Here is an 11,847-nt window from a genome sequence, read left to right as displayed (position 1 = left end):
ACCGCGCTCCGATCGTGGTCCCGGCGGTTTTGCCGTACTGACCTGCGGACTGTTCCCAAAACAATCTGCGGTGCTCGAAGTTGGCTATTCATCAGTTCTGGAATCAATTACAACTTTGCGATTCCTTGGTGTAGTTGGGCTGCCGATTACGTGAGCCTCGTGGGCATCACCCGGTGACCACAACTCCTGCCGAAACAAGGGTCATGGTGGTCACTTCCCCCACGCAATGGTAAGAGGCACCAACGATGACGATGAACCACGCCCTGCGGTACGGCAGCCGCACGCTCGCGCTGACCGCGACCGCACTCGGGGTGATCGCGGCGGCCGTGCCGGCCGCGGCCGAGGAGCAGCCCACCGCGGAACAGATCATGGCCGACTGCGCTTCCGGTGAAGGCAAGTGCAGTTTCAATTCCCCGCAGCTCGGCAAGGCCTATCTCGGTGAGCCCCGTCAGGTCTCCGAACTTCTCTTCAACTGCACCGATTCGCCCGCCTCCCAGTCGATGACCTGGGCCGACACCGTGGGCTCCTCCCATTCGGTGGGCGGCTCGGTCACCGTGGGCGGTGGCATCGAGGGCATCATCACGGCCAGTGTGACCGCGACGTACAACTACACCTGGCAGAGCTCGCACACGGAGACGAGTTCCTTCACGGTGTCCGTGAAGCCGGGAGAAGTGGGCTGGATCTCCCGCGCCCAGGTGATGCGGCAGATATCCGGCACGTGGCAGACCCACTACGACGACCCCAAGTGGGGCCACTACTACTGGTTCGTGCCCGACACGGTCACCGGCCCGGCCCCCAACGGCACGGACGGCAAGCACAGCGCGATCGTGGTCAAGTCCCGCAAGATGACGGCCGACGAGAAGAAGCTGTGCGACGGCGGCTCCACGGAGAACAGGGTCTTCACCCGCAGCGGCTGAGCCGGCCTCGCCTTCGCACGGTGAAGGGCCCCGGGGCCCCGCCGGGTGGTGCTCGCCCGGCGGGGCCGCATGCTGGAAGGGACCCGCGGCGGACGGGCCCGGCACCCCGGAGGGGCTGCTGCCCCCGGTTTCGTCAGTTGCTCGCGGCGGCGGTCACCGTGGCCGGGTCCACGCCGGTCAGTTCGACGATGCGGTGCGGGGGCACACCGGCGGCCAGTGCTCGTCCGATCAGACCGTCCCGCCCGTCGGCACTGTCACGGTAGGCGAGCAGTTCCTCCTCGACCCGGGCCAGCGGCTCCGGCACCAGGTGGTGGCGGAGGCGGTTCAGTTCCTCCTCGCTCAGCGGAACCGGCAGCCGTTCCGCCCCCTCGGGCACGGCCGCCGTCTCCTCCGGAGGAAGCAGGCGCAGGTGCGGTGAGGTCGGCGTGCTGCCCTGGGCGTCGAGCCAGGCGCGCACGGCGGGGGTGTCCATGCAGGCGAGTTCACCGACGGCGGCGGGCACCACGCCGAGCTGCGCGGACGCGTCGTCGAGCAGGAAGAGATAGGCGTCGTCGGTCATCCTCGGCTCCTTCGCAACAGGGTGCTGGTCGACATCCATTACCCCGCCGCGCCGGATTCAGCGCCGGACTCACGGCACTCGATCGGCGGACTCGGCACGGCGCCGGGTCTCGGTGATGTGCATGTCGACGTTCAGGGCGAGGGCGAGTGCGTCCTCGGGCTCGTCGGCCTGGAAGGTGACGCGGCGCAGCAGGACGACCCCGTCGAGGGCGATGCCCTCGCGGGCGAGGACGAAGACCAGCGCGAGGAAGGCGGCCCGGGCGTTGCCGTCGTCGAACGGATGGAAGAAGCAGACGTCGAGATAGGCGCGTGCGGCGCGCGAGGTCAGGGGGAGGGGCCGCGCCTCGTCGTACGCGCTCTCGGCCAGGCAGGCGTCCAGGCGGGCGCGCAGGTCCGGGGCGATGCCGTAGCGCTCCCGGCCTCCCTTCGCGAAGGCCGGCCGATCGCGCAGGGGCGGTGGCTGTGACGTGCCCAGGACGTGCCGCTGCCAGCGTTGCAGCAGCTCGAAATCAAGGCGGGCGCCGCGCCCGGCGTCCTCCCGCGACAGTTCCAGGGCGGTGAGCAGACCGTCGGCCCGGGCCGGGTCCAGAGCGCCGTCAAAGCCTCGGATGTCCTCGGCCACGCCGTCCCGACGCGGCGTCACCGGCCCCGGGTGCGACGGCCCAGCGGTCGAGGAACCAGGTGAGCACTTGATGGCAGTGCCGGTGCCAGCCGCTGCCGCACCCGGTGCGGTCGGTCACCTGGAGGATCAGGTTGCGGGCCGCGCGGTCCCACAGCAGCCGGTCGTCCTCGACGTTCTCCAGATCCAGCGGGTAGGCGTCGATCCATCCGGCGAGGCTCTCCAGCCAGGCGCGCCATTCGCACAGCGCCGCGGTCACGCGGGTGAGCGTCTCCTCGGCAGTGGTGATCGAATCGCGCGGACAGCACCAGTGCCCGACCGGTCCTCCGTCGAAGTCCCCTTCGTCGTGCGACCAGCGGAAGCCCGCGGCCCATCGGCCGTAACGCTCCACCAGGGCCTGCGACATGGCGTCGGCCCACAGCCGTGCCTCCCCCCAGCTCCAGGCGCCCATCACCGGATCGGCGAAGGCGACGTCCGGCCTGCGCGGCACGCACCGGGCCGGGCCCAGGGAGCGGACCACCCGGGCCGCCGACGCGGCGTCGAAGGGGTGGCGCGCCGGATCCACCTCGTCCCAGCTCAGAAACACGGGAACCAGATCACGTATCACCGCGCAAGCCTCCGGGCCCGCTCGTGCGCGATCAAGCGAATTACCGACCGGCCGGGCAGCGCGTACCGCTCAGAGAGAGGAGGAGGCGACCCGGGCGGCGCGTACCGCTCAGTACCCGGCGCCGGCCGTCTCACAGCCGGCCGTTCCGGCCTCGGGGGCGACGTCCCAGGGTCGGGGGCCGGTTCCCGCCGTCCACGCGTCGAGGGCCTCCCCGTCCACGCACAGGATCCCGCACTGCTCGGCGTACTCCAGCGCGGGCGCCGTGAAGTCACTGGTGCTGACCAGGACCGCGACATCGGCGTCGTGCACGGTGAAGCAGGTGCCGCCGAAGCGCTGGAGATCCTGGGATCCGACGCGGTGGGACTCGTCGTAGCGCTTGCACTGGACGACGATCCGGCGCCCGTCCGGCGTGACCGCCAGAACGTCGGCGCCCAGGTCCCCGGCGCCGCCCACGACCTCGACGCCGGTGCAGCCGTCGCGTTCGCAGAGAGCGGCGATCGCCTCCTCGAACTCCTCCGGCGTCAGGGCGGAGTAGTCGATGATCTCCGCCGGTGCCGGTGCCGGCGCCGGCGCGGCGTAGTCGACGGCGACGGTCTCGACGGGCGCCCTCCCAGGAGGAGCCACCGGAGCCTGAAGCTGCTCGGCCGCTTCCCTGGCCGCCTCGTCGAGCGCGGCCGCGGCCCGACGTGCGGCTCCCGCCACCCGCCAACGGCGCCGCAGGGCGAGGCAGCTTGCGACACCTATCAGAGCCAGTACGAACATCCAGGCCGGGCGCCGCTCGACGGCGCTCGCCGCCACCCGGGCGGCGAGGCCCACAAGGCTCACGACCACCGCGAGGAACACGAAGAACAGGGCCGTCGACCGAAGGTCGAACCGGTGACGGCGGCGCCTCACCAAGGCCGAACGAGCCGTGGGAACGGTCACGACATCCCCCCTCCTGGGAACTACAGCAAGATCACTCCACCGTCTGCCCAAGATCAACGCGTTCACGGCTCCGGACTCCGCCCGCGTCCCGGCCACGGCACTCAGCCACACGTCCTGGCCGGTGCCATGCTCACGACGGACTCCCAGGGCAACGCGACCGTGCCGCCCGAAATGCCCCGGTTACCAGGCTCACCCCCACGACGCAGCACAGGGAGGCCCAGGCGAGTGCCCGCGTCACCCGTGCCACTTCCTGCTCGGTCCAGCGCCGCAGGGTCTGCCGACTCAGGAGGATCTCGCGTTCCGGGGCCCCGTGCGCCGCCCGTACGGCCAGGAGCGAGCCCGCGATCAGGAGCACGAAGGCGGTGATCAGCAGCCTCGTGGAGCCCGGTCCGTCCGGTGCGCCAGCCCTCTGCTCGCCTGCGCGGTTCGGGAAGCCTGGTGAACTCCACCGGCCCGTTCCCCTCCAACCCGCCCATACTTACACCGGGTTGGAGCATGGCAGCGGCGGATCAGGACAACACGGGTCCCCAGGGCTCACAGTTCCCTGATGCGCCACCACCACCAACGCCCGGCGGTCCACTCGCTCGCCCAACCCGGATCCGGGAGTGTGCGGCGTTCGAACTCCGCGTCGATGCGCGCCACCAGGCGACCCAGATCGGCCCGGGCGCCGGCGGGCAGATAGCGCAGGGCCTCGTCCAGGTCGTCCCGGGCGTCTTCGATCTCGATGCCGGGACTGTCGTAGGGGCCGCTCAGATAGCGCCCCGGTTGTGCGAAGGCCCATGTGAAGCGGCTGAGGGCGACGGCGACCGCGTCGGGCCACAGATGCTCGGCCTCAACGCGCCGCACCGCGGCCCGGGTTCGGGCCGAGACGGCAGGAATCCGGCGCACCGGCGGGTACTTGGGGGGCCGCCACCGCTCGGCGCGGACGGCCTTCGGGCGCCTACGCGGCATTGCCCTTTCGGATCGATGTCATGTCGGCATTCTGACATGGCCGGGGAGACGAGGGTCTCTGCGGTCACTTACTGACTTCGGGGGCGTGCATCGCGCCCGGTCAGTCGATCAGCACGCCCGGGTTGAGGATGTGATGCGGGTCCAGGGCGTCCTTGGCTGCGCGCAGCGCCAGCGCGAACGGTTCAGGGCGCTGGAGGTCGTAGCCGGGGCGGTGGTCGCGGCCTACGGCGTGATGATGGGTGATCGTGGCGCGATGGCGGTGCAGGACATCGCTCGCGACGGCCTTGATGTCGTCCCAGATGCCGACCTCCTCACCGGGGCGGCCCGCGACGGCCACGGTGAAGTAGGGCGCGGCGCCGTCGGGATAGACGTGCGTCAGGCGGCAGTTGACGGTAGCCGGGTGCCCGGTGGTCTTCAAGGCGGCGGAGCCGACCTCGGTGCGAACGGCGTCGATCAGGGCGGGGATCCTGTCCCAGGTGGCCGCCGTCTCGAAGGTGTCGACGACGGCCCCCATGCGGGCCAGGCCGTCGCGCAGATACGGCATCCGCAGGAAGGCCGAACGCCAGGCGCTCACCGCGGCGTCGGCCGGGACCTCGCCCGCGGCCGGGGAGGTGGCCGCCTTCTCCTGGGCCGGTACTCCGCCCCGGCCGCCGTATGCTCGCGCCAGCTCCAGGGCCTGCGCGAGGCGCTCGCCGACGGGAGCGGTGGCGGACTCGAACCCCAGCACCAGGACGGACGAACCGTCCCGCGAGGCGCCGGACAGCAGAGCCTCGCCGGGATCGAGCAGGCGGCAGTTGGCGGGGGAGAGGTCGGACCGGGCGATATCACGCACCGCCTCCAGCGCGCCGGTGAAGTCGGCGAACGCCACCGACGCCGACGCCTTGTGGCGCGGACGTTCCTGGAGGCGCATCCACGCCTCGGTGATGACCCCGAGCGTGCCCTCGGAGCCGAGGAACAGCCGGTCCGGTGACGGCCCGGCACCGGAGGCGGGCAGCCGGAGGGACGTACTGGTTCCGGCGGGCGTGACCACCCGCAGGGACTGTACGAAGTCGTCGATGTGGGTGCGGCCGGTGGCGTAGTGGCCCCCGGCCCGGGTGGCCAGCCAGCCGCCGAGGGTGGAGAACTCGAAGCTCTGCGGGAAGTGGCGCAGGGTGAGACCGTGCGGCCGTACCTGCTCCTCCAGTACGGGGCCGAGTGCCCCGGCCTGGATGCGGGCCGAGCGGCTGACGGTGTCGATCTCCAGGACCCGGTCCATCGACGTCAGGTCCAGTGACAGGACGGCCCGGTGGGCGTCACCGCGGTACTCCACGCCGCCCACCACCGAGGAGCCGCCCCCGAAGGGGATGACGGCGACGCCCTGCCCGCCGGCCCAGTCCAGCAGGTCGGCCACGTCCTGGTCGCCGGCCGGGTGGGCGACCAGGTCGGGGATGCGGCCCGGCCTGCCGCGCAGCGCCCGGATGATGTCGCGGTAGGCCTTGCCCATGGCGTGGGCGGCGCGCACCTCGGGGTCGGTGCTGACGAGGTGCGCGAGTGAGGGCGGGGGTGTCACCCCGGGTCGGTCGATCGCCAGGTCGGCGACGCGGGGTATCGGCAACGGGCGGGCCAGGGTGCCGGGCAGCAGAGCGCCCAGCGCGACGCACTCGGCGTCGTCCGGGTGGGAGCCGGCGTAGCCCCAGCCCCACCACGAGCGGGTGCGGGAGGTGCCGTGACCGGACGGTGAGGCGGACATACGCGTGCTCCCAGCGAGGTCCGAGGAATTTACCCGACGGAAAATTACCGTAGGGTAATATGAGCGCCATGACAACACCCTCGAAGGCCGGCACCAAGGGAGTCCCCAGGGCCGCCCGCGAACGACAGGTTCTGGCGGCGGCCACCGAGGAGTTCGGCCGTCGCGGCTACGAGGCCACCACCGTGGCCGCCGTCGCCACCCGGGTCGGCGTCACCAAGCCCCTGGTCCACCACTACTTCGGCAGCAAGCAGGACCTCTACCTCGCCTGCCTGAACCCTGTGGGCGACCGCCTCCTGCACGCCATCCGCACCGCCATGGCCGAACCCGCCTCCGCGGACCGGCCCACCGCCCTGCGTGTGCTGCACGCCCTGTTCACCGCGCTCGACGGACAGCGCGAGGCTTGGTTCGTCCTCTACGACGCCACGCTGCCGCCCGGCAGCGACGCCGCCCGCCGCGCGGCGCACTACCGCCGCGCCATCGACGACCTCGCCGCGACCGGCACCGCCGACCTCCTGCGAACGGCGGGATCCGACGACCCGCTGGACGCCGATGCCCTCACCTACGCCTGGCGCGGCCTGTGCACCGCACTGGTCCGCTGGTGGGTCAACCACCCCGACCAGTCGCCCGAAGCCATGACGCGACGCTGCGCGCGCCTCTTCGCGGCCGGCCGCGGCATGCTCGCGGGCGAGGACGCGATCGCCTGAGACGGGGCTGCGCCCCCGGCCGGCAGGGTGTCCGCCGGACGGGGGCGGGTGCGCGAAAGGTCAGGCGCGGGGCGTCAGTTCGCGAAGGGAACCGCGTCGGCGGGGTCGGAGTGCCAGTTCGTGGCGACGGGCCGGTCGACCTTGGCCGTTTCGGGCAGGGTCAGGGTGACGGCGTTGGTCTCGTCGCCCGCGACGGAGAGGTGCAGGAAGTCGAACTCCTTGCCGAAGTCGTCGTTCGTGGTCTTGGGGTTGATGCCGGCGTAGGCGGCGGTGGACCCGGACAGGGTGACCCGGTCGCTGACCGCGTGCTCGGCGGGCGCCACCTCGGTGTCGGCGGAGGAGCCGAAGGACGCGGAGGGGAAGACGCCCTCCAGGTAGCAGGTGACACCGGACTTGGCCTTGGCCGTGACGAGGTAGTAGCCGCCCGCCTGCGTCTTCAGGCTGACCTTGAAGCTCAGGTCCTTGGTCGCACAGGCCCGCACGGTGGCGCTGCGGCTGTCGGCCGTTGCGGTGGCCGTACCGGCCGCGGCGGCGGTGACGGCGACCGCCGCGACGGCGGCGAGGGCGAGGCGGGCGGAGGGGGCGGCAAGGCGCGAACGCATCGAGTTCTCCATGGTGCGAGGTGGTCTGTCCAGCGGGTTGCTCGGACGACCTCAGCGTTCTCCGCGATCCGTCCCACCCGCCACACAATGCGGTCACTTCGGGACGCCGGAACACTGAAACAGGCGCTGACCAGCACAGCTGCAGAGTGCCTGGAACGGCGTTCCGGGATGCCGACCTCAGGGCGCGATGCCCACCGAAGGCAGCCGGCTCCACTTCCTCTCCTGGCGGGCCGTCAGGGCCGGCCAGTTCAGACCGCCGGGGCGTGGGTTCACGCGTGTGGCGTACGGAGCGGGCGTGAAGCCCGGCCTGTAGAAGCAGCCCGTACCGTACGAGGCGTCGAACGCGGGGCAGGAGGCCGCGATCGAGGCCGGGGTCGGCTTCTTCCCGCTGCGCACCCATGCGTCCAGCGCCGAGATGGAGTTGGCGTACTCCGACGTGCTCAGCCCGCTGTGCTCGTGCTCGTCGGTGAAGGTCTGCACGAGGTGCTGGTCGCGCTTGGCTCCGCGCAGACTCGCCCGGTACGCGGCCTCGTGCTCGACGAACGCCGTCGGATCGTCGATCGCGTGGAGCGTGAGGACCGGAATCGAGACCTTCCCGGTGATGTCGCTGTCGTAGGAGAGGTCCCGCACCGCCGTGGGGTCCGCGGCGAAGCGCTCGACGCCCGCGTTGAGAGCGGCGTCGTCATGGGAGCCGGAGTAGACGATCTCCTGATTGGAGAAGGGGTTCCGCCCGCCCAGCCTGTTGTGCACGATGTCGCGGAACGTGAACGTGGCGAACCTCAGGTGCGATTCCAGGGTCCGCTCCGGAATCCTGGTGACGGTGAGGATGTCGTCGAGGTTGCGCTGTTGAAGGGCGGTGCGCTCCTCAGGCGGCGACGACAGGCCGGTGCACTCCTGGAGCCGTGCGCGCAGGCCGGTCGTCGTCATCGTCGAACCCGCACGCAGCCCCTCCCACAGCGGATACCGCACCTCGGACGGTCGCGGGTGGTTCCGGCAGTAGTACTGGTAGACCACGCGCAGGTCCACGCGATAGTCGTAGCCGCGGGAGCCGCCGCCGAGGACGCCGTTGGTGAGCAGCGCGCCGTCGTAGGGGCTGCCGTGCTTCTCGGAGCCGTAGCTCTCGATGATCTTCGCGGCGACGTTGCCGCCCCATGACTGGCCGTGGAGGTACGTCCGCTTCGGCTGGTGGAACGTCTCGGTGAAGAGGCGGCGCAGGCTCTCCGTGTCGGCCGCGGCCATCCTGGTTCCGTAGCCGCCCCGGCGATAGGAGGAACCGGCCCACGCGTAACCCTGCTCCACCATGACCGACCAGCGTTCCAGGTCGCCGATGCTGCGCTCGGGATCGGACTCCTCGCCCAGGTCCGGCCCGCCGTGTGCGTGCAGGACCAGAGAGCCGTTCCACTTCTCGGGTACGGCGATGGCGTAGTAGGCGCCGTCCGTACTCCGCCCGGTGTAGCAGCTCGCCGAGTCCTCCAGGTTCGCCGGACACGCGGCGGGCGCCGGTCCCTGGGTGGCCGCGGCGGCCGCGACAGGAGCCGACAGCGTGGACACGGCGAGAGCGGTGGATACGACGGCGGGGAAAACGAACTTGAGGCGTCTGGTCCGGGCAGGTCTCGGCGGCACTCTCATCTGGCGCACTCCTTGGTCCTCCTGGCGCGTCCCTCACGCGGAGGGCTCGATGCTAGGGGCGCCTTGACGAGCAACTGAATGCCGCCGGGATTGAATTCATATTGGTCGAGGGAGGGGCCCGTCCTGTTCGTGTCGGACGGCTCGGTCCACGTCTGTGTAGAGGGACGCGATCGCGGTGGCACGGTCGTGCAGGGCCGTGCGCAACGCCCCCGGGGCCAGGACCTCCGCATCCGTGCCGAGTTGCCACAACGCCCACTCGGCGTGCCGCAGATCCTGGTACGTCACCTCCAGCCGCAGCCTGCCGTCCGGGTCGGGTGTCGTGGCGCGTACGGCGACGGCGCTGCTCAGCAGGTCCTCCCGCCGCCGCGGGGTCACCCGTACCGACACGACGATGTGGTCGGCGGACAGGAACCGCGCGCAGCGTTCCCGCCAGGCCCGGTCCAGATCGACCTGTTCGGGTCGCCGGGCCGGTTCGGGAAGCATCTCGGCGGCCCGTACCCGCGACAGGCGGTACGTGCGGTCCGCGCCGGATCTGGTGGCCAGCAGGTAACTCCGGTCGCGCACCGTGACCAGGCCGATCGGGTCCACCGTGCGCCACCGCGGCGCCTGGCCCGTCGCGGTGTAGTGGATGCGCAGCCGGTGCCCGGCGAGCACCGCGCGCCGGATCTCGCTCATCGTCGCTCGGGCCACCTCCTGGGCCGGCCGGCGTGAGAGCAGGTCGGTCTCCGGCTCGACGAGGAAACGCCGGGCCGCGTCGCTCGCGCTGGCGCGATGGCTTTCGGGCAGCGCGTCGGTCACCTTGCGCATCGCCGAGGCGAGCGCCGGGCCGAGGCCGAACACCTGCTCGCCGCGCCCCGCTCCCGCGGTCAGCAGGGCGACGGTCTCGTCGTGATTGAGTCCGGTGAGCTCGGTCCGGAAACCGGGCAGCAGCGCGAAGCCGCCGTTGCGGCCGCGTTCGGCGTAGACCGGGACACCGGCAGCGGACAGTGCCTCGATGTCGCGCAGCACCGTACGGGTGGACACCTCCAGTTCGCGGGCCAGCGTGTCCGCGGTCATCCGACCACGCTGACGCAGCAGCAGCACCAGCGAGACCAGCCGATCGGCGCGCATGCGAGGACCCTATCGAATACATGACGAAGGGTGTCATGATTCGTTGGCAGGCTCTTGACCACCGAGGACGTCGACGCCCAGGGCGCATCCCACGCCGTTGGCCGTCGAACTCCCCATGCGTCGAATGGAGCTGATGTGGCAGTGGAACGTACGGCGATCAACCCGGTGACATGGTCGCTGGAGATGGGCTTCAACCAGGGTGAGACGGTCACCGGGCACACCCGGACCCTGTACTGCTCCGGACAGACCGCGATGAGCGGTGACGGCAAGCCCCTGCACGAGGGGGACATGGCCGCGCAACTTGCCCTCAGCATCGACAACTTGGAAGCCGTGCTCGCCGAGGCGGGCATGTCCCTGGCGAACCTGGTCCGGCTCAACGTCTACACCACCGACGTGGATCGGCTGTTCCCGCACTACGGCGTGCTGGCGTCGCGCCTGGGGGCCGCCGGGGTGGCCCCGGCCACCACGATGCTCGGGGTGACACGGTTGGCCGTCCCCGGCCAGCTGGTCGAACTCGAAGGCACCGCCGTCGCCTGACCTGATCTCGCTGCCTGTACTGCTGGCGCCCCAGGCGAAGGATCTTGGCGAAGATGTGGACGTGGCGTTCATATGATGCTTATATGGACTCAGCGTCCACATCTTGGCGTCCCTATCTCGCCCAGGAGAGAAGCCCATGACCAGCACACCTCGGACCACCACGCGCCGCGTCGCGCTCGTCACCGGCGGATCCGGCGGCATCGGCAAGGCCGTCGTGGAGCGGCTCGCCGCGGACGGCTTCGCCCTCGCCGTGCACTACGCGGGCAACAAGGCCAAGGCAGAAGCGCTCGTCGAGGAGATCACCACGAGCGGCGGCGAGGCCATCGCGGTCAGCGGTGACGTCGCCGACGAGCAGCAGATGGAAACGGCCTTCGAAGCGGTGGAGACGGCGTTCGGCGGGATCGACGTCGTGATCAACACCGCCGGGATCATGGTGCTCGCGCCGATCGCCGAGATGAACCTCGACGACCTGGACCGGATGCACCGTACGAACATCCGCGGCACCTTCGTCGTCGCCCAGCAGGCCGCCCGCCGGGTGCGGAGCGGCGGCGCGATCATCAACGTGTCCACCTCGGTCACCCGCACCCAGCTGCCCACCTACGCGGCGTACGTCGCCAGCAAGGCCGCCGTGCAGAGCATCGCGCTCATCCTCGCCCGCGAACTGCGCGGCAAGGACATCACCGTCAACACCGTCGCACCCGGCCCGGTCGCCACCCCACTGTTCCTCGAAGGCAAGGACGAGGCCACCATCGCCCACTTCGCCGAGACCACCCCGCTGGAGCGGCTCGGCGAGCCCCGCGATGTCGCCGAGTCGGTCGCCTTCCTCGCCGGCCCGGCCCGCTGGGTCAACGGGCAGGTCCTCTACACCAACGGCGGCCTGGCATGACCCCCGGGCCGAGGCGTGCGCCCGTACGCCCGTACGGTTTCCTGGACTGATCCCATCCGGAACGCATGAGGGAG

The 11,847-nt window shown here is 71.0% G+C and carries 13 protein-coding genes; 4 read left to right on the top strand and 9 right to left on the bottom strand.

The features are described from left to right. The first annotated feature begins 245 nt into the window (after positions 1-245). The gene (locus tag ACFZDE_RS31050) at positions 246-917 is read left to right on the top strand and encodes a hypothetical protein (RefSeq protein WP_391205492.1); all 672 of its coding nucleotides are present in this window, start codon (positions 246-248) and stop codon (positions 915-917) included. A gap of 133 nt (positions 918-1,050) precedes the next feature. Here the strand turns inward: ACFZDE_RS31050 and ACFZDE_RS31045 are convergent, their stop codons facing one another. The 6 genes from ACFZDE_RS31045 to ACFZDE_RS31020 form a co-directional block, all read right to left on the bottom strand. Further along, positions 1,051-1,476 (bottom strand): DUF6003 family protein, encoded by a 426-nt coding sequence (locus tag ACFZDE_RS31045; RefSeq protein ID WP_391205489.1) that lies wholly within the window; start codon positions 1,474-1,476, stop codon positions 1,051-1,053. 69 nt (positions 1,477-1,545) lie between these two features. Beyond that, positions 1,546-2,097 carry a Fic family protein gene (locus ACFZDE_RS31040; RefSeq protein WP_391205486.1) on the bottom strand — a complete coding sequence of 184 codons (552 nt, stop codon included), beginning with the start codon at positions 2,095-2,097 and terminating at the stop codon, positions 1,546-1,548. After that, the gene (locus ACFZDE_RS31035; protein ID WP_391205483.1) at positions 2,072-2,701 is read right to left on the bottom strand and encodes a hypothetical protein; all 630 of its coding nucleotides are present in this window, start codon (positions 2,699-2,701) and stop codon (positions 2,072-2,074) included. Before ACFZDE_RS31035 ends, ACFZDE_RS31040 begins: the two co-directional genes overlap by 26 nt. 108 nt (positions 2,702-2,809) lie before the next feature. Further along, positions 2,810-3,625 (bottom strand): restriction endonuclease, encoded by an 816-nt coding sequence (locus ACFZDE_RS31030; RefSeq protein WP_391205480.1) that lies wholly within the window; start codon positions 3,623-3,625, stop codon positions 2,810-2,812. 534 nt (positions 3,626-4,159) lie between these two features. Next, complete coding sequence (locus ACFZDE_RS31025; RefSeq protein ID WP_391205477.1) at positions 4,160-4,576, bottom strand: hypothetical protein; 417 nt, start codon at positions 4,574-4,576, stop codon at positions 4,160-4,162. Between the two features lie 100 nt (positions 4,577-4,676). Then, positions 4,677-6,305, bottom strand: coding sequence for an FAD-linked oxidase C-terminal domain-containing protein (locus ACFZDE_RS31020; protein WP_391205474.1), 1,629 nt, complete (start codon positions 6,303-6,305; stop codon positions 4,677-4,679). 68 nt (positions 6,306-6,373) lie between these two features. Here ACFZDE_RS31020 and ACFZDE_RS31015 point away from each other — a divergent pair, with 68 nt between their 5' ends. Beyond that, positions 6,374-7,009, top strand: coding sequence for a TetR family transcriptional regulator (locus tag ACFZDE_RS31015; RefSeq protein ID WP_391205471.1), 636 nt, complete (start codon positions 6,374-6,376; stop codon positions 7,007-7,009). Between the two features lie 74 nt (positions 7,010-7,083). On the opposite strand, the gene ACFZDE_RS31010 is transcribed toward ACFZDE_RS31015, so the two are convergent. From ACFZDE_RS31010 to ACFZDE_RS31000, 3 genes are all read right to left on the bottom strand, one after another. Continuing rightward, positions 7,084-7,611, bottom strand: a complete 528-nt coding sequence (locus ACFZDE_RS31010) for a DUF4232 domain-containing protein (protein ID WP_391205468.1) — start codon at positions 7,609-7,611, stop codon at positions 7,084-7,086. Between the two features lie 177 nt (positions 7,612-7,788). Next, complete coding sequence (locus ACFZDE_RS31005; RefSeq protein WP_391205466.1) at positions 7,789-9,240, bottom strand: hypothetical protein; 1,452 nt, start codon at positions 9,238-9,240, stop codon at positions 7,789-7,791. Between the two features lie 96 nt (positions 9,241-9,336). After that, positions 9,337-10,350, bottom strand: coding sequence for a WYL domain-containing protein (locus tag ACFZDE_RS31000; RefSeq protein ID WP_391205463.1), 1,014 nt, complete (start codon positions 10,348-10,350; stop codon positions 9,337-9,339). Between the two features lie 141 nt (positions 10,351-10,491). Between ACFZDE_RS31000 and ACFZDE_RS30995 the strand changes: the two genes are divergently transcribed. Continuing rightward, positions 10,492-10,887 carry a Rid family hydrolase gene (locus ACFZDE_RS30995; RefSeq protein WP_391205698.1) on the top strand — a complete coding sequence of 132 codons (396 nt, stop codon included), beginning with the start codon at positions 10,492-10,494 and terminating at the stop codon, positions 10,885-10,887. A gap of 136 nt (positions 10,888-11,023) precedes the next feature. Continuing rightward, positions 11,024-11,773 carry an SDR family oxidoreductase gene (locus tag ACFZDE_RS30990; protein WP_391205460.1) on the top strand — a complete coding sequence of 250 codons (750 nt, stop codon included), beginning with the start codon at positions 11,024-11,026 and terminating at the stop codon, positions 11,771-11,773. The last annotated feature ends 74 nt before the right edge of the window (positions 11,774-11,847 follow it).

The sequence above is a fragment of the Streptomyces sp. NPDC007929 genome (assembly GCF_042959065.1).
GTDB lineage: Bacteria > Actinomycetota > Actinomycetes > Streptomycetales > Streptomycetaceae > Streptomyces.
Note: the sequence above shows the minus strand (reverse complement) of the source record. Positions and strands in the feature narration are given on the sequence as shown.